The organism is Tolypothrix sp. PCC 7601 (assembly GCF_025677855.1).
Lineage (GTDB): Bacteria > Cyanobacteriota > Cyanobacteriia > Cyanobacteriales > Nostocaceae > Aulosira > Aulosira diplosiphon.
In genome coordinates this window covers 5403606-5427308 of sequence record NZ_CP064879.1, presented here as the reverse complement: position 1 = coordinate 5427308, position 23703 = coordinate 5403606, and the positions used below count along the sequence as shown (strand labels likewise).

Annotated in this window: 20 protein-coding genes and 2 tRNA genes; 4 read left to right on the top strand and 18 right to left on the bottom strand. The window is 40.4% G+C overall.

Annotated features, from left to right (window positions below; genetic code table 11):
- From HG267_RS22315 to murA, 10 genes are all read right to left on the bottom strand, one after another.
- Positions 1-1209, bottom strand: coding sequence for a glycosyltransferase family 4 protein (locus tag HG267_RS22315; protein ID WP_045868035.1), 1209 nt, complete (start codon positions 1207-1209; stop codon positions 1-3).
- A 219-nt stretch (positions 1210-1428) separates the two neighbouring features.
- Positions 1429-2583, bottom strand: a complete 1155-nt coding sequence (locus HG267_RS22310) for a glycosyltransferase family 4 protein (protein ID WP_155538964.1) — start codon at positions 2581-2583, stop codon at positions 1429-1431.
- A gap of 51 nt (positions 2584-2634) precedes the next feature.
- Complete coding sequence (locus HG267_RS22305; protein WP_052335057.1) at positions 2635-3372, bottom strand: class I SAM-dependent methyltransferase; 738 nt, start codon at positions 3370-3372, stop codon at positions 2635-2637.
- A gap of 61 nt (positions 3373-3433) precedes the next feature.
- Positions 3434-4939 (bottom strand): lipopolysaccharide biosynthesis protein, encoded by a 1506-nt coding sequence (locus tag HG267_RS22300; RefSeq protein ID WP_045868034.1) that lies wholly within the window; start codon positions 4937-4939, stop codon positions 3434-3436.
- Positions 4940-5115: 176 nt separating this feature from the next.
- A complete protein-coding gene (locus HG267_RS22295; RefSeq protein WP_045868033.1) occupies positions 5116-5913 on the bottom strand; it encodes a WecB/TagA/CpsF family glycosyltransferase in 798 nt (265 codons plus the stop codon).
- A 958-nt stretch (positions 5914-6871) separates the two neighbouring features.
- Positions 6872-7066 carry a hypothetical protein gene (locus HG267_RS22290; protein ID WP_045868032.1) on the bottom strand — a complete coding sequence of 65 codons (195 nt, stop codon included), beginning with the start codon at positions 7064-7066 and terminating at the stop codon, positions 6872-6874.
- 648 nt (positions 7067-7714) lie between these two features.
- Positions 7715-7798: transfer RNA gene (locus tag HG267_RS22285), tRNA-Leu, on the bottom strand.
- 57 nt (positions 7799-7855) lie between these two features.
- Positions 7856-8962: an alpha-hydroxy acid oxidase gene (locus tag HG267_RS22280; RefSeq protein ID WP_045868031.1), complete on the bottom strand. Its 1107-nt coding sequence runs from the start codon at positions 8960-8962 to the stop codon at positions 7856-7858.
- Positions 8963-9060: 98 nt separating this feature from the next.
- Positions 9061-9924 (bottom strand): M48 family metallopeptidase, encoded by an 864-nt coding sequence (locus tag HG267_RS22275; RefSeq protein WP_045868863.1) that lies wholly within the window; start codon positions 9922-9924, stop codon positions 9061-9063.
- Between the two features lie 172 nt (positions 9925-10096).
- Complete coding sequence (gene murA / locus HG267_RS22270) at positions 10097-11473, bottom strand: UDP-N-acetylglucosamine 1-carboxyvinyltransferase (protein ID WP_071989339.1); 1377 nt, start codon at positions 11471-11473, stop codon at positions 10097-10099.
- A gap of 307 nt (positions 11474-11780) precedes the next feature.
- Here murA and HG267_RS22265 point away from each other — a divergent pair.
- Together HG267_RS22265 and HG267_RS22260 are read left to right on the top strand one after the other, a co-directional pair.
- Positions 11781-11862 (top strand) — tRNA-Leu (locus tag HG267_RS22265).
- Positions 11863-11940: 78 nt separating this feature from the next.
- Positions 11941-12726, top strand: coding sequence for a TrmH family RNA methyltransferase (locus tag HG267_RS22260; protein ID WP_045868029.1), 786 nt, complete (start codon positions 11941-11943; stop codon positions 12724-12726).
- A gap of 96 nt (positions 12727-12822) precedes the next feature.
- Here HG267_RS22260 and HG267_RS22255 read toward each other — a convergent pair whose 3' ends face one another.
- The 7 genes from HG267_RS22255 to mfd form a co-directional block, all read right to left on the bottom strand.
- Entirely contained in the window at positions 12823-13068 is a 246-nt protein-coding gene (locus tag HG267_RS22255; RefSeq protein WP_045868028.1) for a hypothetical protein, read from the bottom strand.
- A gap of 198 nt (positions 13069-13266) precedes the next feature.
- On the bottom strand, positions 13267-13695 hold the full coding sequence (locus HG267_RS22250; RefSeq protein ID WP_045868027.1) for an acyl-CoA thioesterase: 429 nt from the start codon (positions 13693-13695) through the stop codon (positions 13267-13269).
- Positions 13696-13767: 72 nt separating this feature from the next.
- Positions 13768-15171, bottom strand: coding sequence for a tyrosine phenol-lyase (locus HG267_RS22245; protein WP_045868026.1), 1404 nt, complete (start codon positions 15169-15171; stop codon positions 13768-13770).
- 164 nt (positions 15172-15335) lie between these two features.
- On the bottom strand, positions 15336-15497 hold the full coding sequence (locus HG267_RS22240; protein ID WP_155538962.1) for a hypothetical protein: 162 nt from the start codon (positions 15495-15497) through the stop codon (positions 15336-15338).
- Positions 15498-15514: 17 nt separating this feature from the next.
- On the bottom strand, positions 15515-15727 hold the full coding sequence (locus HG267_RS22235; protein WP_045868025.1) for a type II toxin-antitoxin system HicA family toxin: 213 nt from the start codon (positions 15725-15727) through the stop codon (positions 15515-15517).
- Entirely contained in the window at positions 15724-15969 is a 246-nt protein-coding gene (locus HG267_RS22230) for a type II toxin-antitoxin system HicB family antitoxin (protein ID WP_045868024.1), read from the bottom strand. The genes HG267_RS22235 and HG267_RS22230 overlap by 4 nt, the downstream gene beginning before the upstream one ends.
- A 45-nt stretch (positions 15970-16014) precedes the next feature.
- Positions 16015-19647 carry a transcription-repair coupling factor gene (gene mfd, locus HG267_RS22225; protein ID WP_045868023.1) on the bottom strand — a complete coding sequence of 1211 codons (3633 nt, stop codon included), beginning with the start codon at positions 19645-19647 and terminating at the stop codon, positions 16015-16017.
- 205 nt (positions 19648-19852) lie between these two features.
- Between mfd and HG267_RS22220 the strand changes: the two genes are divergently transcribed.
- Positions 19853-20056: a hypothetical protein gene (locus HG267_RS22220; protein ID WP_071989338.1), complete on the top strand. Its 204-nt coding sequence runs from the start codon at positions 19853-19855 to the stop codon at positions 20054-20056.
- Positions 20057-20090: 34 nt separating this feature from the next.
- Entirely contained in the window at positions 20091-21416 is a 1326-nt protein-coding gene (locus tag HG267_RS22215) for a hemolysin family protein (protein ID WP_045868022.1), read from the top strand.
- Positions 21417-22056: 640 nt separating this feature from the next.
- Here HG267_RS22215 and HG267_RS22210 read toward each other — a convergent pair.
- Positions 22057-23679 (bottom strand): GUN4 domain-containing protein, encoded by a 1623-nt coding sequence (locus HG267_RS22210; protein ID WP_052335056.1) that lies wholly within the window; start codon positions 23677-23679, stop codon positions 22057-22059.
- Positions 23680-23703: the final 24 nt, after the last annotated feature.

Here is a 23703-nt window from a genome sequence, read left to right as displayed (position 1 = left end):
CTAAATATGTATTAATTGTTTTGAAATATTATGCTGTGTAACCACTGATAGTAAAATTTCATAAATTTTCTGAGAATAAGTTTCTATACTGTACTCTTCAACAACTCTCTTCCATGCGTTCATTCCTAGCTGCTTTGCCCAGTCAGGATTTTCAATAAGTTGCTTCATACATGCTGCAAGCGCCTCATGATCACCTCGATATAGCAGACCAGTATATTCATGTTGAATAATCTCTGATGTTCCGGCATTATCATAACCAATCACAGGACGACATACAGACATCGCTTCTACGGTAACTCGGCCCATTCCTTCATTTTTAGAACACATCAAAATAACATCTGAATCTAAATATGCTTTATAAGGATCTTCTAAATAACCCCAAAATTCGACTAGATTTAGAACTCCCAAATCTTCAGTTAATTTCTTGAGTTGATCAAGATAATCATTATCACCATCTCCAACTATTAATAAGCGTACCTGAGGATATTTTTTGGCTATTTTTGCAAAAGCTTTAATAGCCACATCTTGCCCTTTATTTGGATGAATTAAACCGACTAATGTAAATGTAAATGGCCTATTAACCTTTAATGAGGAAATTCCTATTTGATATAGAAGTTGTAATTCTTCGGTTGAAGCAATACCGTTATATACAATATGCAAATTTTCTGTTGAGCAATCCGGAAAAAAATGCGATGCAATTGCTTTAGAAATAGCAATTTTTGCAGATGATTTTTGAATAAAATAACTGCAGAATGATTTACCCCAATCTAAATATAGATTATAGTCTTTATCTAGAAATTCTCTAAGATGCCAAATATGTGGAACTTGTAGTTTCTCTGCTACTAGACTACCTGCTGGAGTTGCAGAAGAATTTGTATACACTACATCAATATTCCATAATTTTAATATTTCTTCTAAAGTAGGGATTAACTTAAAATTCAAATACAAACGTTTAAAAGCTTTCGGATAAAATGAAGCAATTTGGTAAGCCTTGTCTATAAAGCTACCTTTAAATTCATCTGCCCACCATTGAATAGGAACTACCGCATATTCTATATTGAGAATCTTTAATTGGGCTGTCAATTGTCCCTCAAAGGGAGCAATAATATGAGGTACTACACCATAAGGCTTTAAGCCATCTATTAAATTCAGAAGGGAGCGATTTGCCCCATATAAATTCGGAAAATGAGTGATGAAAGCTACTTTCATAAATGTGCCTTGTAATTATTTTTTATATGATTAAAATGTATGTATTTTAAATATTTTTTGCATAATTAACCTCAGGTAAAATTACATAATTTTGGCACCAACACATCCTTAGTATTGAGAATTTTTTATTGCTAGTCGCATCAATAATCGACTAATAGTCGAGTAATTTATATACGCTTGTACAAAATTTTTTATTTTCTATCCAAGCTATATATTTACTCAATTTTTAGTTAGCCCCATAACTTGGAGAAGACTATCTCTTTCTCTTTCCCATGTAAATAATTCTTGAGCTCTTTGCCAACCCGCAAAACCCATTTTTGAGCGTAAATCAGCATCTTGTGCCAAGATCATAATTTTCTGTGCCATACTCAAGCAATCTCCCTCGCTAACTAGAAAACCTGTCTTCTCATCTAATACAGCTTCAGGAATCCCCGCATGTATAGTGGAAACTACAGGAAGGGCACAAGCCATTGCTTCTAAAATTGATACAGGTAGACCCTCTTCATCTCCGCTGTCTGGGTCAACTATACTGTGCTGTAAAAAAATATCAGCTTTTTTCATATACTCCTGAACAAACTCATGGGGTTGACCGCCATGTAGGGTCACTTTGTTAGTAAGATCCAGTCCTTGAATAAATTGCCGGACTGCTGGTAACATCTCTCCTGTACCAATGTAATCTAGTCGCAAATTGGGGTATACTTTTACCGCTTTGCGAAAAGCTTCTAGTAGTAAAATTGGCCCTTTCTTCGGTACCATACGACCTACGGCAAGACAACGAATTATTTCTTTTTCTGACCTTTTTAAAGGTTCATCTGGTACGTCTACACCAGAGGGAATAATATGTATCTTCTGGGGATCTAAACCTAAATCTATGAGTCTGGTTCGACTGACCTGATTAATAGTAATTATGCCTGCTGCTTTCTTGTAGCGTAAGTATTCTTTTTGCCAATAAGGATCTCGTAATAGTTCCGAAACATCTTTACCATGAGCATGGGCAAAAAAAGGGATACCTAGCTCTTGGGCGATTTGGAAGAAATTGCACGAATAATGCAAAAATTCACCTAATATAACATCAACTTTATGTATTTTTAAAAAATTTTGAACAGCAAACTTTGCTGTAGATGCACGTACTACTCTCTTAATCCCTCCACTACGTTCAGATAGGTCATAAACTTTTAAGACAGGACAATTTACATTCCAATAACCAGCATCAAAACCAGAAACATAACTTGTAATTACTACCGTTTTACCTGGTAGTATATCTTCCATATGTCGTTTAATGAAAGTTTCAGAACGAGCACCAATTTGACGGGCTATAACAGCAATAGTTTTATTCATAAAGCTCAAATTAATCTGTGATAGAGTGTTTTTCAATGGTACTTATTATCAGATTCATTAGTATTATATGAGATATTATAGTAATAATTATAATTTTCCTTTTTGCGCTATCAAGGAATAACCTAATGGAAAGCTTTTAGAAGTTTTGGTAGAGATTTTTTTACCAATATAACTGTTGATAAACAATGTACTAACATTACAATGAATTTTGCATAACATAGGTGATACATCCATCAAATTTTTTGCAACTATATCTAAAATTATTTCTGGCGCACCTCCATAAGGTTCTAATAAAATCACATTGAGCTTATTGTTCTCACAAAATCTTTTAATACAAAATTCTGTATATCTAAAATAATCATGAGGTTGCTCATGAATCCAATAAAAAAAAGGTACAGTCAAAATAAGATGACCACCTGGCTTTAGAAGCCTTGTTATTTCATTTATTAAGAATTCGGGATTAGCGATATGTTCAAGTACGTCAGTTAGGAGAATAGTATCAAATTGTTCACTTTCAAGAAGCAATCTATCATTTAAATCAAATACATAGTCAAGATATTTATTTTTGTGTATACTATTAGACCAATCAACACAAACGTTATCGACAATCTTATCTCTATACATAGCATACAAAGGTACATTGCCACATCCTAAGTCTAGCAATAAACCTTTTGCATACTTGTTAATTAATGGTTCATAAGTTCGTCCTAGAATATTCACAATAAAGCGAGAGCCAACGCCAACATGAATAGGATTATTTGAGGCTCTATATCCCTTGGTTGTCTGTACAAATTTTGTTTCTTCCCAAAAATCTTTATTTTGCATACGATTATTTAAAGTGTATAGAATTATTTCTGTAATTACTCTAATCAAAAGATAAATTCATTTATTTTGTTTTTTTAAATTCTCTTAAGAAGCTCAAGTAAAAATCCTTTTGCCCAAAGATATAAAACATTAATAAAACATATACTGCAATCATTACAAGAGAATAAATAATTAAGCAGATCCACATGGGTATGCTTGAGCTTATAACAATTTTGATTGCACATGCTATAGAACTAGATATTATAGAAGAAATAAATACTTGCTTTACAGCTTTTAGCACATCAAAGATAGTAATAGATGTACCACTTGTTGCATAATAAATGCATGGAGCAGCTTGTAAAAGCATTGCAACAGTATAAGATAAAGCAACTCCATAAGCCTGATAAGGCAAGCCGATAAAGAATGATGCCACAACTAGGGATGAGGAGAATAAACCCCACTTAAACATCCTCTGAGTATTACCCGTGGAAATATAAAGCCAACCAGTAGTATTGCAAATAGGTTGAACTATTGCAGAGATACTTAACAATCTAAAAATAGCAACAGCATCTTGCCATTGAGAGCCAAGTAAGGTGCCAATAATTTCTTCTGCTGCCACAATCATAAAAGTAATTGTAGGCATGGTTAGAAAAGCAACTATTGATAGAGCCTTAAGATAGTAATGGCGAAATTTTTCTGGTTCCTGTTGCAATCTACTCAGACTAGGAATAGCAACACCAGTAATAGGTGCATTAATTTGATTAAGGGGCAGAAGTAATAATTGATAAGCTTTAGCGTATAAACCTAACTGTTGAGCGCCCCAAGAACGTCCGATTAGCACGTTGTCTAAGTTGCGGGCAAAATAGTTGATTGTACTGAAGGCTGTTAAGTGTCCACCAAAAGCCAACATTGAGCGCACACCCATGAGCCTTGCAGGGAAACCAGGACGCCAACTACAGGTAATCCAAAGACCTACAGTACCAATCACTCCACCTACTAGTGGCATAATAACCAATGCCCAATAACCCAATCCATAAAAAGCTGCAACAATTGCAGCTACTATGCTGAGAACTGTAGCAAACACATCGTTGAACATGAGTACTTTGTACTGCATTTGGCGATTCAGCAAAGCTGAGTGTTGCACACTTAATCCACTAATAATGAATCCACTTGTCAAAGCTAAGGTAATCCATATTAAACGAGGTTCATTATAGAACTCAGCAATTGCAGGTGCGATCGCAGCTGTTATTAAAGCTGTGACAACACTCAGACCTACATTCACCCAAAATAAAGTACTAACCTGCTCATGATTAATCTCTTCCTTTTGGACAGTCGCCATTGACAATCCCAAATCTTTAAACAAGGTAACGAACCCTGTAACAGCAGTCACCATTCCGACCAAACCATAATCTTGAGGTGTCAGCAATCTAGCTAAAACTACGTTAGATACCAAAGTCAAGCCAAACTTGGCAATTTGGGCAACCATTGTGATTGCACCACCACGCACAGAGCGACCTTTTAAATCTGCTTTGAGATGATCGGTATTAAAATACTTTTGTTGTTTTTCACTAGAAGAAAGATTTTTCATGAATCTCGGTTAGGTTGAAGATGATGGTCACTTCCCTGTGTCCAAAATTGATCTTTGTCTCTCAATATTCATACCCATTCAACATAGCTATTATTGGTGTTTACCAATTGTGGAATACACCCATAGCTAAATTTTCTAATTTAATTACATCTGAAATTTCTCAAATTTGAGGTTGCTCAATCCCCGCTTCCTTGAAGGAAGACTTCTGCCAAACGACTGGATGAGAGTAACTGTTTTGTAGCCAGCCAAATAAAAGGTGGAATTGTTGTCATATAACGGCTCCAGAGACGGCGCGGTTCTTGAATCCAGCGATAAAGCCACTCAAAGCCTAATTCTCTAATTATGCGTGGTGCGCGCTTATGGATTCCTGCGTAAACTGGGAAAACTCCACCGACTCCAATCATGACAGCTTGGATTTTACCTTTGTGTTGAGCCATCCAATTTTCTTGTTTTGGACATCCTAATGATACAAATACTAAACCAGCACCACTTTTATTGATTTTTTTGACCAAATCTGCGTCTTCAGTTTCTGTCAGAGGACGGAAGGGTAAAGGTTCCATCGCTGCTATTTTCAGGTTGGGAAATTCTTGATCCAGCCTTTTTCGCATTTTGGCAAGGATTTCGGTTTGGGAACCTAGAAAGAAAACACTAACATTTTGTATTTGAGCTAGCTTACATAATCCTTGTAGAATATCCATCCCTGCTACACGGTCTTGGGAACGCGCACCCATCCGCCGCATCATCCAAACTAAAGGCATTCCATCAGGAGTGACGACATCTGCAGTTTTTAGTACTCTAGCAAACTCGGGATTCCAATGAGCTTCCATGAGCATATGTACATTGGCAACGCAGACTGTTTTACTCTCCCGAGCGATCGCCCACTTCAGTATTGTTTGTATTTGGTTTTCAAAAGTTAATGCAGTAATGGGAAAATCCAGAACTTTTTGAGTAGGTACTAATTTTACCTCTCCCATAAATTCCTCCTGTGTCAAAAATCCTAAACATCAATTAGTTCATTGCCAACTGTGGAACAATCAGGTGATCCTATTGCTGACTTTCTTCTCAGTTTTTGGCATGGTCTGACTCATACACATGGAGATGCAATAGCTTTATCAGTAAGATTCTGGTTACCCTGGTATTTTTAAAACATGCGTTCCTCGTATCTTAGTTTACAAGCTTATCTGAAGCTTTTCCCAAAATCTACTATAAACTTTATGGTTACTTTATATTTGCTTTGCAATTCCTTTACATAAAGATTACATTTTATTTAAATATCATGAACTGAGTAAAAGATCATCTGGAAAAAGAATTACGTAGAACAACTGGAAAATAATATTTTCAAGCTTTTAGCTCGAAGATAGTAGAGACAAAAAATCTCATGAACTCTCTGAAAATAGATATTGGCAGTAACTAAAGTTTTAGTTAATCAAGATACATTTTGCTACGGTATATTGTTGTTTGTCTATTCAATTAGGGTGATTATCTAGAGATTTTCGCATCCTCCAGAACTGTCTGCAGGTGCTGCGATCATCAGCAAATTAGCTGAAATTGGTATCAAACTCAAGCTAAAAATTAAAAACTATGTAAGCTGAAGAATTGTCTGTGTGCATATATTACACTTTAATCAAATTATAAAGTATTAATTTCCACACAAAAGCAAGTTTGATTTCCTAATTAGCTAACGACTGCCCAACACAGTAATAGTTCCCTGATAGTGTTGCAGATAACTGTTTCGTACATTGATAACACAGACTCACCTGATTGTAAACGCTTTTTGACTTGATATTTATCACCTAGACTCTGCAATTAACAGCGTCATCTTCCCTAGTATTGATATCTAATTTAAAATTTAATTAAAAATTCAATGACTTAATAATTTTTGTTTATATTTCAGACAATTATCTTTTAAATCTATATTTTTTGCATTTGCAACTAAATAAAAAAGGAGAAGATTAATTTTTCTTCTCCCTTGGCATTGTTATTTTTATTGTCCGATTTTTGATTTTCTTTTAGCCTTTGTCGCAACATTTGCCTTTGCTTTTTAAGTTGTCGCTGTCTTGCTGAACCACCTTTCCCCTTGTCATTCCTTCCTTCTCGGCGAGGGGATTCCCATCTTTTCAATCTCATATTTTTTACTCTTTGTGTAACTGGAAAGTGAAAAACAATGGTGACTATGACGAAATGCAGACACAAACTTAATCAATTAATTTTGATTAGGGAGGAATTATTGCATCTCATCGTTAGCTCATAACTATATTAGCATTAAATCTTCATGGTTAGTTAGGCATGAACCAAATAAGAGTATAAACACTTATATTAGAAGAAATCTTATACATAGTATGCAAGTATTAAGTGGTAGCAAATATGTAATCTTAGCTACTTCTTGCTAAGTCTGATGAGTCTTGGTTTTGATAGTTGATGATTTCGGAGTTTGATATTGAAGACCATAATGTATGGAATGCAGATAGTATCATTTCAAAATCTAGACGCAGTTAACTGTTGTATAGTTTCCTTTGTCCAAAAAAATAATTGGCGCTGAGATGCTATTCCATATTCAAATTGCATACTTCTAGTGGACAAAATACCTACCTCATAATACTTTCGACTTTTTAGGCGTATACACTAGATATGCTTCAGCTTACTCAGCTAAAGACTAGTAATGCTAGCTTGTAGCAACTAGTAACTTGCTTACCTAAAAAAAGTCAATTACGATAATTCTATGAGCCTTGCTAGAGAGCCGCTCAGTAAAAATTCTGATAACTCTATTATTCAAAGTGGGCAGGAGGAGAATCGAACTCCTATGACCGCAAGGTCGCCACATTTTGAGTGTGGTGCGTCTACCAGTTTCGCCACCCGCCCTTAGATGCAACTTTACTAATATACACTATCTGAGAGTTTTTCAACAAGGATAGAAAATTATTTTTCTAAGGATTTGACTAAAGAAGGATCAATATCTTCGAGTTTGGCACAGCCACTAAGTGCCATAGCTAAACTTAACTCATCCTGTAGCAGCGCAATTACATGGGATGCACCAGCTTTTCCGGCTACTGCTAGTCCCCATAAAATTGGCCGTCCGATGAGTACAGCTTTTGCCCCTAATGCTAAGGCTTTAAGAATATCTGTACCACGACGGATACCACCATCCATCAAGATTTCGGCTTTACCATCTACAGCAGTGACAATCTCAGCTAAAGCATCTAAAGATGCGATCGCACCATCCAATTGTCTGCCACCATGATTAGAGACAACTATGGCTTTGACTCCGCACTCGACTGCACGTATGGCATCATCTCCTCGTAATATACCTTTTATTACCAAGGGTAGAGGGCAAATTGATTGCAACCATGCTAAATCATCCCAAGTTAATGCCGGGTTTAGCTGTTGAGCAAAATAAGTAAACAACCCAGATTCACCTTGTGCATGGGGTATATCTAACCCTGAGATGGTTGCAAGATTAGCGGCGTGTAAGCCAGGTGGTAAGGAAAATTCGTTACGCTGATCTCGTTCGCGCCTTCCTAACATGGGAGCATCTACAGTTAAACATAATGCTTTGTAACCTACGTTATAGGCTCTTTCAACTAAAGCGCGAGTTAAGCTTCTATCTTTATGGATGTAAAGTTGGAACCATTGCAAAGCATTAGGGAAATGTTGGCGTATCTCTGCAACATCTTCAATAGTTTTAGTCGCTAAAGTACTGAGAACCATACCCACACCTGCTGCTGCTGCTGCTGTGGCGGTAGCGATTTCTCCCTCTGGATGAGCTAGACATTGAAATGCCATTGGTGCAATTAGTAAAGGTAGGGCAAGCGGTTGCCCTAGGATAGAGGTAGATAAATTGCGATCGCTCACATCTACTAACATGCGTGGACGCAACTTTAAGCGCTCGAATGCAGCACGGTTATCTCGTAATGTAATTTCATCTCCAGCACCGCTACTGTAATAATCAAGCGCCATTTGCGAGAGGTGCTGTTTTGCTAGCTGTTCGTATTCAAAAAGGTTGATTGGTTGCAAGTGATTGTGGATTTTGGCTAGGCGTTCGGTATTTTAATATCTCACGCCTAGATGCAGGGCGCAAAGAAGAAGACGAGATTTAAAATGCTCGCTTCTTCTTTTGAAAACTCTTACCAATTTCGCCATCCACCTTTGGGTGTAAGTTCGGTTGGTTTATGGTTGTGCAATAAGTTTTGATATTCTCTGCTACTTGCCCATCTGTCAATTTCTCTGGCTCGCAGTACTGGTACTGGATGAGTTAATTGGGCTGTGCGGGCGGCTTTGACCATTTCGCCGAGTTCGTTCTTGCTAATATCATCGTAGGCACGAGCTTGGGCAACAAAAGCATCAAGGTTAAGTTGCGGTGCTAAAGTTGGCGAACCACCAGCTAACTTCATCAAAACTGACATCACAACTTTGGGATCTTGGGTAGCTAACAATGCAGCGCGATCGCAAGTAAACTCAGCACAGCGTACCCATTCTAACAATTGTGTTTGTATGGCTTGAGCGATGAAAGAGCCGACATTAGGTAAGATTGCGGCTGCTAAGACGAGTAAATTTACTGGAGTTAGGTAAACACTATGGTCACATTTAAGATGTCCTAACTCATGGGCAATGACCGCTTGAATTTCTTCTGGTGTAAGGATATCTATGAGCGAAGTATGCACCACAATGAAAGGTTGCTGACCTCGCATGGCAAAGGTATAGGCATTAGGCGCTGGATGTTGCCTGATATATAACTGAGGAGGCTCTATATCTAAGATTTTGCAAGCTTCTAACAGCAATTTGTATAAATCTGGCAGTTGTTTTTCACCTACCAAAACGCTAGAGGCAATATTTTCTACATAAAAAACCTGCTCTGCCATTGGCCCAAGCAGATTCCGCACCATCATATCTAAACCTGGGATCTGTTTGAGAGTTTTTGTAGCTTCCAAGTCTAAGGGATGACGAAAAGAGTCGGCTTTTAAACCAATCAGCGGTGTTTTTAATGACATGGTGTGAGAAGCGTAAAAGGGAATGGGGCATGGGGCATTGGGCATTGGGCATGGGGCATTGGAGTAAAAATTTCTCCCTCTGCTCCTCTGCTCCCTCTGCTCCCTCTGCTTTTTCCTAGCCCCTAGTCCCCAGTATAACGATTTAGTAGGGCGGGCAATGCCTACCTACTGATTAGGACTGAATCGAGGCGGGGGAATTACTGATGCTAGAAGCTGAACCATCTGTGGATGGTTCACCTACACGCAGAATTTTCGCACCCAGCTGTTGCAACTTGAGATCGAATTGATCGTAGCCACGATCTAGGTGGTGTAAACCCTGAATTGTAGTTGTGCCTTCTGCTGCCAACCCTGCTAAGACTAGCGCTGCTGATGCTCGCAAGTCTGTGCCTAATACTGGTGCGCCTGATAACATTGGTACCCCCCTCACGAAGGCAGTGTTACCTTTGACACGAATATCAGCCCCCAAGCGATTTAATTCGGAAGCATGACGTAAGCGGTTTTCAAACACAGATTCGTTAATCAGGCTGTCACCTTCCGCCAAAGTTAGCAAAGCCATAAACGGCGCTTGCATATCTGTGGGAAAGCCTGGATGCGGTAGAGTTTCTATATCGGTGGCTTTGAGAGTTGTCGCAGGGAGAACACGTAAGCAATCGGGCGCTTCTTCGATGATGGTTACGCCAATATCGCGTAATTTAGCAAGGACTGGGGTTAAATGCTCTGGACTGACTCGTGAGAGAAGCAGTTCTGAGCGAGTGATTGCCCCTGCAACTAAAAATGTTCCAGCCTCAATGCGATCGGGAATAATTGTATATTCCGTCGAATGCAACTTGGACACGCCGACGATGGTAATTGTACTGGAACCAGCACCTTGAATCTTGGCTCCCATCGCGTTACAGAAGTTTGCCAAATCAACTACTTCTGGTTCCCTGGCGGCGTTTTCAATGATGGTTTCGCCATCTGCAAGAGTAGCAGCCATCATCAAAGTTTCAGTTGCGCCCACACTGGGGGTATCTAGATAAATTCTGGCTCCTTTTAATCTGCCATTGCTTCCAGGAACATAGGCATTACAAATGCCATGCTCAATCTGAACTTCGGCTCCCATCGCTTGCAGTCCTCGGACATGCAAATCAACTGGTCTAGCTCCAATTGCACAACCTCCTGGTAATGGCATCTGAGCTACTCCCAGCCTTGCCAAAATCGGCCCAATGGCAAAGAAACTTGCCCGCAGTTGGGTAACTAATTCGTAGGGAGCCTTGGAAGTGGTAATTTCACTGGCATTGATATCTAAAATGTCGCCGTTGCGCGTGAGGCGAACGCCCAAAGCAGATAAAACCTCACCCATCCGTTCCACGTCCGCTAATAAGGGGACATTATGAATACGGCAATCTCCTGAACATAGCAAGGTTCCAGCCATGATTACCAGTGCTGAATTTTTGGCCCCGCTAATTTTTACATGACCCCGCAAAGGATGCCCGCCCCAAATTTGCAAGACTGAGGAGTCTGCTTCCAGAGTGGATTTGGCATCTGGTAAGCTGCTAGAAGGATTAATAAGCCTACCTCCAAGATAAATATGTCAATTTTATAAGGTTTGAAGTTGGTTCTGATTCTACAGTAAAGATTTGATTTGTCTACATTCTGTGCCTATTTCTTGCATCAATCAATGGTGGTTTTGGGTTGGGGATAATGGCTGAAAACTAGTAAGGGCAAAGTTTCTAAGAATTTAAAATTTTTGACACCCAGCAAACATAGAAATTCTTAGCTGAGTACAATCCCATAGTCCTGAAAAACCAGACAAAGGACTTGACAAATTTAGATAAATGCGTAATAATCAAAAATCGTCATGTTAAAAAATGCCAGCGGAACTGGCGGAATTGGCAGACGCGCTAGATTCAGGTTCTAGTGCCGCAAGGCTTCCGGGTTCAAGTCCCGGGTTCCGCATTTGAGTAATGAGTGCTGAGTTTTGATTCCTGAGTAGGAACAAGACTCAGCACTCAGCACTTTTAACTCACTACTGTCATGTTGACCAGTTTACAAAATCCCCTAGTCAAGCAAATTCGCAAACTGCACGCGGCGAAGGAGCGGCATAAGCAAGAATTATTTTTATTAGAAGGGACGCACTTGTTAGAAGAGGCTTGTGCGGTAAATTATCCTTTAGTGGTAGTTTGTTGCACTCCAGAATGGCAAGCTTCTCACCCTGAACTTTGGGAGCAAGCCTGTAGTAGTTGCGATCGCGCTGAAATTGTCAGTGCAGAAGTTTTAAATGCGATCGCCACCACAGTCCAACCAGATGGGGTAGTCGCCACCGCCAAAAGGCGCGATCGCCAAACACAATTACCTGAGACTGGGATAGTGCTAGCTGTGGAAACTTTGCAAGATCCTGGGAATTTAGGCACGATTATTCGTACAGCCGCAGCCGCAGGTGCATCAGGTTTATGGCTGAGTGGGAATAGTGTAGATTTAGATAACCCGAAAGTTTTACGCGCCTCTGCTGGACAATGGTTTCGTTTAGCAACAGCAGTCACAGAAGATTTAACAGCGACAATTGTGCAAAGTCAGCAAGCGGGAATGCAAGTCGTCGCTACTTTACCCAGCGCTACGTTAACTTACTGGGAAGTAGATTGGCGCAAACCCAGTTTAATTTTATTGGGCAATGAAGGTGCTGGTTTGTCACCAGAGATCGCAGCAATGGCAGACAAGCAAGTACAAATTCCCCTCAGTCCAGGTGTAGAATCCTTGAATGTGGCGATCGCAGCTGCGTTGATGTTATACGAAGCCCAGAGGCAAATGATTTATCGTCAGTAATACTTGATTGAAGTAAGTTGGTGAATATAGGCTTTAAGCCCATACTAATGACAAATGACAGCCTTCGCCACTTAATATTTAATTGCACCAGCCTACTTATTTGATGCGTTCCGCAAGATATTTCTCAATATCAGCCACCGCATCTTCAAAAGCTTCTAAATCAATAGAAGCTAAATCTTCTTCTTCAGCTTTGAGTTGAGCATCGCTGAGACTACCATTAGAAAATCCTGATGTAGTTTGATCTGGGGTTGGATTTCCTTGTAAAATAGTCTCCAATTCATCCAAGGCTGCTTCAAACTCTTGGGCTGCAGTTTCCCGTTCTTCTTGCTGACGTTGCTCCATAAGATTGACCTGAGAATGTGAATTGATTGGCACGATTTTGAATGCGGTGACTAAATTTGTATCTTTTTGAGATTACATATCATAGTCTGGATTTTCCGGAATTATCGCGTCATATTGTATCAAATTTACATATTGAGAGTTGAAACTGGAACCGTGATCATTACTAGAAACTTTTCATCAGGATTTCATAGATAACCACTAGTTCGTGGCGACGCTAGAGTTTATTGTTGCTGAGAATTTATCTAACATCATAGTGGGAATGGGTCGCGGACGCATGGTTTTAGCATCTACCCATACCCACATGGCTTCGGCTGTGACTAGTAACTCATCTTGGTTTTGTTTACGAATTTCATAAAGTCGAAAGCAGCGAGTCCCCCGTATTTCCCGCAACCAAGTTGTGACTTCTAAAGTATCACCTGCAACGGCTGGGCGGAGATAGTCAATTTCTACCCGCCGCATCACAAATACACCACCCGATTGTTTGTAGACATCGAAACTTAAACCCAGGTGTTCAGAGTGTTCAATTGCTGCTTGTTCAAGATAATTTTGGTAGACAGCATTGTTAACGTGTCCGAGAGCATCCATTTCGTAGTGACGAACACGTAGTAAAGTTTTGAAAAATTGCATGGAGAGTTGTAAATTGATCGCTGTTTGAGACTTTCTTTATATTAGTTTTTTGGATCATCGAGATTTATACCTTTAGAGCAGCTCAAATCTTGCTTGGAAGAAACGAAGATATTTTGGTTCATAAACCATCTTCAATCCCCGTAGACGATGGCGATTGTAATAGACTTCGTCTACTGCTTCTGCAGTTAAATCCATGTGAGCTTGAGTATAAACACGGCGGGGAATTGTTAGCCGCACTAGTTCTAACTCTGGATAATAGTGGTCGCCTGTATCTTTATTGCGTCCTGCGGAAACAATACCACGTTCCATAGCCCGAATACCCGCCTCTCGATATAGTTCTGCTGCCAAAAGCTGTGCGGGAAATTGGTCTTGGGGAATGTGGGGTAAGAAAGCTTTCGCATCTAAATAGATTGCATGACCCCCAATAGGCATAACAATAGGAATATTCCAATCTAGTAGCTTTTGACCTAAATACTCAACTTGCCCTATCCTTGCCCGAATATGATCGTCTTGGACTGATTCTTCAATACCTATGGCCATAGCTTCCATGTCACGCCCAGCCATACCACCGTAAGTATGCAATCCTTCATAAATTACAATCATGTTACGTGCTTCTTCGTAAATATCGGGGTCGTTCAAGGCTAGCCAACCACCAATATTTACTAATGCATCCTTCTTACCACTCATAGTGCAACCCTCTGTATAGGAGCAAAATTCCTTTAAGATGGTGGCAATTGATTGCTGGTGATAGTCTGCTTCTCGTTGCTGGATAAAGTAAGCATTTTCTACAGCACGGGTAGCGTCAAGAATAATACGGATATCGTGACTTTTAGCTAATTCGTAGACAGCACGCAAATTTGCCATAGAAATTGGCTGTCCACCTGCCATATTAACGGTACCGGCAACGCTGATATAAGGAATGCGTTCCGCACCAACGCGTTTAATCAAGTCAGTTAACTTTTGTAAATCGACATTACCTTTAAATGGGTGTAGCGATCGCGGATCGTGGGCTTCATCAATAATGACATCAACAAAATTACCGCCAGCCAATTCTTGATGTAGCCTGGTGGTGGTGAAATACATATTACCGGGGATGTAATCACCGGGTTTAATCAGAATTTTGGAGAGAATATTTTCCGCACCGCGTCCTTGGTGGGTGGGCAGTATGTAACGATAGCCGTAATATTTTTGGATAGCCTCTTCTAAACTATAGAAATTTTTGCTACCAGCATAGGCTTCATCTCCCACCATCATGCCAGCCCATTGGCGATCGCTCATGGCAGAAGTGCCGCTATCAGTCAGTAAATCTATATAAACATCTTCAGAACGCAGTAAAAAAGTATTGTAACCCGCCTCTTTGATCGCTTGTTCGCGTTCAGCACGGGTAGTCATTTTTAACGGCTCAACCACCTTAATTTTATATGGTTCAGCCCAAGAGCGACGACGGCGTGGGCGTTCTGGAATAGCGTCGGTCATAATTCTTGACTCCTTCATCTAGGCTTGCTGAATATTTGCATACCATTTTGGTGTGTGCAACCAGGATTGCCAAGATTGTCAAAGTAATTCCTAATTGATATAACAAATCAACTCTGCGAAAATTCAACAGCTGACAGAGTTGATTAAATTGTAACGCTCCTGATTTAAGAGAAAAGGCGATCGCTTAACCTGTTAGCTTCTATTGCAACTTCTTCACATATTCTGCGATCGCCATAACTGATCATTTCATCAAAAAAAGAAATAACGTCGATTTTAATCAGCAAAATGGCATTTGACTTACTTAAAATGAGCTTTAACTTTCTCATTTAAGTAGCAGAATAATCTATGTGTTGTTGAAACTCTCCCAGTCAACACCTAGCTGGCGAATTGCAGCCCGAAGTGTTCCGAGTTTGAGATCCCGACTTCCCCAATCTGGTAATACGGTGACTTGCTGTGTGTCGGGATTAAACCACTTGCGATGAGAACCTCCACCTCGCCGAGGTAATTCTTGACAACCCAGTGCTTCTAATTTTCGAGCCGCCTCACGATATTTCATGGAGTTGTCACCACAGTTTCCAACCATAGAGCATGATTGGTGTCAGCAACTCGCATATTTATTGGTAAAGGTCGTCCCAAATCCTCATAAGCCTCGACTACAGCAGTCAAAGCATCTCTAACATTTGTTAAAGCCTCCTCAACTGTATCCCCTTCAGTAACTAATTCTGGTAGCAAAGGTGATGTGACGGTAAATCCGCCTTCAGGTTGGGGTGTCAGCAATAATGGAACTTTATATAGCATCAGGCACTTGTCCTTTTTTCTCTAAATTGTCATGCTTCCAACCAATCAAACAACAGCCGCTTCAGGAATCGCACCCTGCATTTTACTCATAGCATCAAGTAAACTCTGCAATTGTTTATCTGCTTTGAGAACTGCTAAACCCCTAACTGTTACTTTACCTGGAGAATAGACAAAGCGTGTTTTCAAACTGTCTGGTAAGTTCGCAGCGAGTAAGTTCCAAGCTGGTTCTTCCATTGGAGTTTCTAAAATAATGTGCTGTTTGTTTTCGGGTTTAATGCGACTAAATCCTAATTTCTTAGCTAGCTGTTTGAGTTCCATTACTAGCAATAACTGACTAGCTGGCGCGGGAATTGTACCGTAGCGATCGCTCCATTCGGCTTGAATCTGGTTTAATTCTTCTCTAGATTTCGCTGCTGCGACTGCACGGTAAGCACTCATCTTTTGATCTAAGTCGGGGATGTAATCAGCAGGAATGAAGGCTGTGAGGTTGAGGTCAATTTGCGTATCGTCAACTTTGGGTATTTCTTGACCGCGGATTTCGCGAATCGATTCTTCCAACATTTCCATATACAAATCAAAGCCGATCGCATCCATTTGACCGGATTGTTCTGCACCTAGCAAGTTCCCGACACCACGTATTTCCATGTCGCGCATTGCTAGTTGATACCCAGAACCCAGTTGTGTAAATTCCTGAATTGCCCGTAATCTCTGGCGTGCGGCTTCCGATAATGTCCGTTGCTGGGGGTAAAATAACCAGGCGTGAGCTTGAATCCCCGCACGTCCCACACGACCGCGTAATTGATACAATTGCGATAACCCGAAGCGGTGAGCATCTTCAATTAAGATGGTGTTGACTCTGGGAATATCTAAACCAGATTCAATAATTGTCGTACAAACCAAAATCTCTGCATCACCATTGTTAAAGGTAAGCATTGTTGATTCTAATTGTCCTTCATCCATTTGACCGTGAGCTACGGCAAACCTAGCTGAGGGAATGATTTCGCGCAATTTTGCGGTTGTTTCTTCAATGCCTTCTACCCGGGGAACTACGTAAAATACTTGTCCGCCTCTGTCTAGTTCTTGACGAATAGCTGTACGGATAGTTTCATAATTCATCTGGGCAAGATGAGTTTGAATTGGTCGCCGGGATGGGGGTGGTGTGGTAATTAAGCTCATTTCCCGAATCCCTGACAAAGACATATATAAGGTACGGGGGATAGGTGTAGCGGAGAGTGTCAGCACATCCACCTGAGTTTTCAGGCTTTTAATTTTCTCTTTTTGGTTAACGCCAAAGCGTTGTTCTTCATCCACAACCAACAGTCCTAAATCGCGGAAAGATACACCTTTGCCTAAAAGCTGGTGTGTTCCCACTACTACATCTAGTTCCCCCGTCGATAAGCGCTTTTGAATTTCTCGCCGTTCTTCCGCAGTCCGGAAGCGGTTGAGTAAGCCAACATTCACTGGGTAAGGGGCAAAGCGTTCTTTGAGGGTGTGGTAATGTTGCTGGGTGAGGATGGTTGTTGGTGCAAGTAAAGCCACCTGTTTACCAGCTGTGACAGCTTTGAAAATGGCGCGAATAGCAACTTCCGTTTTCCCGAAACCGACATCGCCACAAACCAAGCGATCCATTGGGCGATCGCTTTCCATGTCGCGTTTGACATCTTGTACTGCTTTTAGCTGGTCTGTAGTCGGTTGGTAGGGGAAAGAATCTTCCATTTCCTCTTGCCAAGGCATATCTTGTGGGTAACTAAAGCCTTCTTGCTGCGATCGCGCTGCATATAATTTCAGCAAGTCCACTGCCAATTTCTTGATGGCTTTGCGGACTTTATTTTTGGTATTTTCCCAAGCTTTACCCGTCATTTTGTGCAGTTCGGGTGCTTTATCGGCGGTAGTACGGAACCGCGATAAAGAACCAACTTGATCGGCTGCAACTCTCAGCAAACCGTCAGCATACTGCACCACAATATAATCACGGGTTTCATCGTTAATTGTCAGACTTTCGAGTTTGACAAATTTACCAATCCCGTGACTGCGGTGAACTACATAATCTCCCTGACGTAGCTTATTGGGGTCAACTTGCTTTGATGCAGCTTGGCGGCGCTTGCGAATATAGCTAGGTGTAGCTAAGGAATGTTGTCCGTAAAATTCCCTGTCTGTAACTATTACCAAGCGGAAAGTTGGGAGAATAAAACCTTCGAGTTCCGCCAATCCAGAATATTTAAGTGCTACAGGTATATGGTTAATTTGCAGCTTCTCAATTGCGAGGTAATCACGGGGATTCGGGATAAACTGCGCCGGACAATCATGCTCTTGCAACAGCGAAACTGAACGAGAAGGTTGAGCCGAAATTAGCCAAGTCGAAAAATTGCGATCGCGTTCTTGGCGTAATGTGTCAGCCAGTTTAGCAAATTGATGTGGTGTAACGGGAACAGGTCTACTGGCGAGATTAATTCCGGTATTTTCTTCTGCCAGTTCCGATAAATATACTCGTTTAAACTTCTCTGCTGTTGCTAAACAGTCATCAAAAGACCGATGGATTTTCGGCAATTGTAAAGAACCTAGACCAATTTCCCCAGTTCCCAGCGACCATTGTTCCTCAGCATTTTCTACCCAGCGATCGCTATGAGCATGACATTGTTCTGGCTCATCAATGGCAACTAGGGTATTTTCGCTTAAATAATCTAATAAAGATGCTGGTTGCTCAAAAGCTAACCCTAAAAAGCGACGGCTTCCTTCTAAGAGTGCTGAGTCCTCAGTGTTGAGTCCTGAGTCTGAAGTTAATTCAGCAGTTATGGCTGCGAAATCAGCATGATTCTTTAGTTCATCTGTAACAATGGGCGCAAAACTTGTAGGAGTGAGAACAATGTGGTCAATTTTGTCAAGGGCAGATCGTTGAGTTGAGGGATCGAATTCCCGGATTTGTTCGATTTCGTCTCCGAACCATTCCAGCCGCACTGGTAACTCTGATGCTACCGGAAAGATATCAACAATATCACCGCGCCGACTCCATTGCCCTTCTGTTTCTACCAAGGGTACTCGTTCATAACCTAAAGTAGCGAGTTTGGTACTAAAGGTATTTAAGCCAAATTCCATCCCCTTTTTTAAAGTCAAGCAATAAGGGATAAAAGCCTCTGGTGGTGGTAAATGAGGTTGTAGCGCCCCCGTTGTCGCCACAATCGCGATTGTTGACCGTTGACTGGTGACTGTTGACTGTTGACTGGTGACTGTTGACTGTTGACTGTTGACTGTTGACTGTTGACCGTTGACTGTTGACTGTTGACTGTTGACTGTTGACCGTTGACTGTTGACCGTTGACTGTTGACTTTTGGCTGCTTCTTGACTCTTGACCAAATCAGCCAACACCTGCATTTGTCCCCAAGTCATTTCCGTTTCGGGGTCAAAAGGCTCATAGGGTGAAGCTTCGGAGGTGGGATAAAAATAGATATTTTTCCATCCCATCGCTTCTAATTGTGCATAAGCGCGTCCAGCTTCCTCCAAAGTGGCACAGACCACAAATAAATTCTTTTCAGAATTTTGCGCCAATGCTGAAGCCACTAAACCCTTAGGAAGGCGGGGAATACCATTTAACCGCAAATCCTGTTGACGATTGAGTTTAGAAACTAGCTCGGTGGTTAGTGGCGATCGCACTAAAGCACGCACAATAGAAGAAAATGCCATAACTTTTACTATAAATTTGGAGTCGTCGAGTGGCAGCTTATGTCAACCATTTTAAATACTGTTAACAGCCGTCTGGGGACTGGGGATTGGGGAACTCGGGGCCCCCTCTGGGGATAAGGGGTAATGGGGACTGGGGACTTGGGGATTGGGGAACTCGGGGCCCCCTCTGGGGATAAGGGGTAATGGGGATTGGGGAATGAGGGGGATGAGGGAGCAGGGGGGACAAGGAGACAAGGAGCAATTACTATTACTCATTACTCATTACTCATTACCCATTACTCATTACCCATTACCCATTACTCATTACCCATTACCCATTACCCCATGCCCAATGCCCCATGCCCCATTCTCTTTATGTACAATTAAAGCGTTTATCGATGCACCTTTAATACTAGATACTAAGAGTTAAGCTAAGTTCGCTCTTGATAGCGGCAATTATAAGAATGTCCTCCATGACTTTTGAAATTTTAATCATTTTGGTATTAATTATTGCCAATGGGGTGTTTTCTATGTCCGAGATGGCCATCGTCTCGGCACGTAAGGTAAGGTTACAGCAGTTGGCTAATCAAGGAGACGCAAAAGCACGAGCAGCATTGAAACTCGCTGAGTCTCCCAATCAATTTTTTTCTACCATTCAAATTGGGATTACCCTAATTGGAATTCTGACTGGTGCGTTTGGTGGCGCGACTATTGCGGAAAAATTAGCAGTTTATGTGAAGTTAATCCCGTTTTTAGCAGCTTACAGTCAGCCAGTTTCATTTGGGCTAGTAGTTTTAATTATCACTTATTTGTCGCTGATTGTGGGCGAATTAGTGCCGAAGCGCTTGGCATTAAACAATCCAGAAGCCATTGCTGCATTTGTAGCCATACCAATGCGGGCTTTAGCTGCGATCGCATCTCCAGCAGTTTACCTGTTAAGTGCTTCTACGGAAATGGTGTTGAGAGTGTTAGGAATTAGACCATCTACTGAGCCGCAAGTCACGGAAGAAGAAATTAAAATCTTAATTGAGCAAGGTACCGAGGCTGGTACTTTTGAAGAAGCTGAACAGGATATGGTAGAGCGAGTATTTCGCTTAGGCGATAGGCCTGTCAGCGCTTTTATGACTCCTCGCCCTGATATTGTCTGGCTGGATTTGGAAGACAGTGCAGAAGAAAACCGCGAGAAAATGGTGGATAGTGCCTATTCTCGGTATCCAGTTTGTCAAGAAGGATTAGATAACGTCCTGGGTGTCATCCCGGTGACAGACTTATTAGCTAGGAGTTTTAAGGGTGAACCCCTCGATTTAACTGTGGGATTACGACAGCCTGTATTTGTGCCAGAAAGTACCCGTGGTTTAAGAGTTTTGGAATTATTTAAACAAACTGTGACTCACATGGCGCTGGTCGTGGATGAATATGGTGTAATTCAAGGACTAGTAACCCTCAATGACATCATGAGCGAAATTGTGGGTGATGTGCCAGCCGATCCCAGTCAGGATCAACCCCAAGCGGTACAAAGAGAAGATGGTTCCTGGCTGTTAGATGGAATGTTACCTGTAGAAGAATTTTTAGAAATATTTGATATGGAGGAATGGCAACCAGATGAGCGAGGTAGCTATCAAACTTTGGGTGGCTTTGTGATTACTCATCTAGGCCGAATACCCGCCGCCGCAGATCATTTTGAATGGCAGGGGATGCGTTTTGAAGTCATGGATATGGATGGCAACAGAGTTGATAAAGTACTAGTGATTCCCAGAAATCATAAATCAACAGAGTCTACAGAATCTTAGCTAAGAGCCAAAAAAGTCAAGCATAAATAAAGCAACTCATGTATGAGGGCGTATATATTGCGCCCTTAAATTACTTGAATATTGTTGCTAATAATAAATAGTTCAGCTAAAAAAATTAATCGATAAGCTGTTCCATATTTAACTTGCATATATTGGGCGGGCAAGATGCCCCACCCCACAATAAATATACAATTGAAGATTATGCAAACTAGATGTGGTTTGGCTTAACAAAACCAAAAAACTAGTTACTCAACAAAGAAAACAGAGCAATAATTTTGGAGGGGGTTTGGGGGACGCAACCGTCACCCAATCGGGGGTTTGGGGGAGAATCCCCCAATTCTGTTGGCTTTTTTAATAAGGATAAATCAATCGCTAATGAGCTTATACCACTTCAAATAATGTTTGCTACACATCACATCAATATATTCTAGAGAGCAAGGCATTTCCTTGCTCCTAAAGTATGTCGCATTCTTTTTTCAAATTGGTATTAACTAAACCTCATTAGCTTGTAATAATTTTTCTGACTTACCAGTAATACATCAAATGACAGAAATTATACCTTAATAAATTAGAGTTTTCTTTAAATAAAATTGCAATATTTTTCCACCCAAAATCACCACAAAATTATCTAAACTTTATTTTATATTGCACAAGTTTGGATACGATCGTACAACTCATACCAACAACCCCATTTATTCAGATTTTTTAAATCTTTACTGATAAATAAGTTCGTGAAATCAAAGGGAAGATGCCCTAAAGGAGCCTCAAGACTATAATTTATTTGCTCGTCTTTGAGCCACTTACCATTTACAATCCAAGCGACATGCTCGGTAAAATCTTTGCATTTTAAATTTAGCTCTTCAGATGTTTGGCTTGCTCTTTGCCAAATACAAGTTTGAATACTAAATCCAAAATGTAAATTACTATAATTCAACCAGAGCTTATCAATGATCCGCAAATCTTCACAAGGAAAATTTGCAATAGATTCGTCAGAAAACAATATCTGATTCATCATTGGTAACTCTAAATTCAAGTTGTTTATTTGTTGACTTGCGATAGTGAAAATAATTTTTGTGGTTTCTATATCTGCTGCTTGCCAGTTTTTTTCTGATAGAAGAAGCTGCAAATTAGAGTAATCTATACTAAATTTATTGTTAAAAATTTGAACATCGTCTTGACCAATTCTAAAATATTCTGGTTTAATTATAGTTTTTTCAACTCCGATATTAATTTCACTAAATTTTGCAGATTTTTCATGAATTAAATAGTTCAAAGTCTCTTGATGGGCTTGCTTTTGCTGTAGATAAAAATCGTGCAGGATATCAGTATATGGTTTGAGCAAATCTGATGAGCATTGCCCAATTGCCAACTCTGGCTCTAAATCAAATAGTTGTGGTTCGTATAAATGATTGAGATGTAAGTAATACCAATCTGTGAGCAATGCTGCTAGCAGTTGGTGAAGCGTCACTATAATTTGCCTAATAGTGCGAATAGCCCGCGTCTCATTATAATCAGCTGCTTGTAAAGCTTCATAGGCTTCTTCCCAGTTCCAAGTAGGTAGATTAATTTTAATTATTTTGCTATTATTGGGATGCCAAAAATTTACATGAAAATAAACTTCATAATCAGTAATTTTGCTGTGCATTACGACTGTAGGAATAGGCGGCAAAATTTGTTGTAATTGAAGGATATCTGTATCACTAATGGCACGCATAAAATAGTCGCCATAGAATTCTACAGGGCATAGGTCACTGTTGAGAGGATAATCTCTATGGAGAAAAGTTTTTAATTTTTCTGGAAGTTCAATTGGTAAATCATGTTGCAAAGAAGATGGACAATGAGGACTAATATGTGGTGGTGCCACTAATACTAGTAACCGATGTTTTTTTTGCCCATTACTTAAAATATTGTAAGTTTCTTCCCGACTAAAAATATTTGATAAATTTCTTTGTTCAAAGAAGTTGCGAATATCTGGTAATTGACGCTGAACTTGATTAGTTTGCCATTCACCTAATAATTCAAGAAGTTGTTTACTACACTCCACACGCAACTGTTTTGGTAACTCATTAAGGTGATTGTCGCTAATTACTTGAGATTGTATGATTGCTTCTATGTAGCGATTGTCATCCTTAAGTAAAGATCCCAAGAAAGCTGAAGTACTATAACTAGTAGCGATTTCATCGATTGTTCTGCTAATGCTATTAGCAGTATTTTCAAGCAAATTTGAGATAATTGTGTCAACTATAAGAGGTAAAGGTACCATTTTTGCATATTTCTCCACAAAGGA

Coding starts and splice junctions, on each gene's coding strand:
- HG267_RS22315 (WP_045868035.1), bottom strand. CDS start 1,209: ATGAAAGTAGCTTTCATCACTCATTTTCCGAATTTATATGGGGCAAAT.
- HG267_RS22305 (WP_052335057.1), bottom strand. CDS start 3,372: ATGCAAAATAAAGATTTTTGGGAAGAAACAAAATTTGTACAGACAACC.
- HG267_RS22300 (WP_045868034.1), bottom strand. CDS start 4,939: ATGAAAAATCTTTCTTCTAGTGAAAAACAACAAAAGTATTTTAATACC.
- HG267_RS22295 (WP_045868033.1), bottom strand. CDS start 5,913: ATGGGAGAGGTAAAATTAGTACCTACTCAAAAAGTTCTGGATTTTCCC.
- HG267_RS22290 (WP_045868032.1), bottom strand. CDS start 7,066: ATGAGATTGAAAAGATGGGAATCCCCTCGCCGAGAAGGAAGGAATGAC.
- HG267_RS22275 (WP_045868863.1), bottom strand. CDS start 9,924: ATGTCATTAAAAACACCGCTGATTGGTTTAAAAGCCGACTCTTTTCGT.
- HG267_RS22260 (WP_045868029.1), top strand. CDS start 11,941: ATGTTGACCAGTTTACAAAATCCCCTAGTCAAGCAAATTCGCAAACTG.
- HG267_RS22255 (WP_045868028.1), bottom strand. CDS start 13,068: ATGGAGCAACGTCAGCAAGAAGAACGGGAAACTGCAGCCCAAGAGTTT.
- HG267_RS22250 (WP_045868027.1), bottom strand. CDS start 13,695: ATGCAATTTTTCAAAACTTTACTACGTGTTCGTCACTACGAAATGGAT.
- HG267_RS22245 (WP_045868026.1), bottom strand. CDS start 15,171: ATGACCGACGCTATTCCAGAACGCCCACGCCGTCGTCGCTCTTGGGCT.
- HG267_RS22240 (WP_155538962.1), bottom strand. CDS start 15,497: ATGAGAAAGTTAAAGCTCATTTTAAGTAAGTCAAATGCCATTTTGCTG.
- HG267_RS22235 (WP_045868025.1), bottom strand. CDS start 15,727: ATGAAATATCGTGAGGCGGCTCGAAAATTAGAAGCACTGGGTTGTCAA.
- HG267_RS22230 (WP_045868024.1), bottom strand. CDS start 15,969: ATGCTATATAAAGTTCCATTATTGCTGACACCCCAACCTGAAGGCGGA.
- mfd (WP_045868023.1), bottom strand. CDS start 19,647: ATGGCATTTTCTTCTATTGTGCGTGCTTTAGTGCGATCGCCACTAACC.
- HG267_RS22220 (WP_071989338.1), top strand. CDS start 19,853: ATGAGGGAGCAGGGGGGACAAGGAGACAAGGAGCAATTACTATTACTC.
- HG267_RS22215 (WP_045868022.1), top strand. CDS start 20,091: ATGTCCTCCATGACTTTTGAAATTTTAATCATTTTGGTATTAATTATT.
- HG267_RS22210 (WP_052335056.1), bottom strand. CDS start 23,679: ATGGTACCTTTACCTCTTATAGTTGACACAATTATCTCAAATTTGCTT.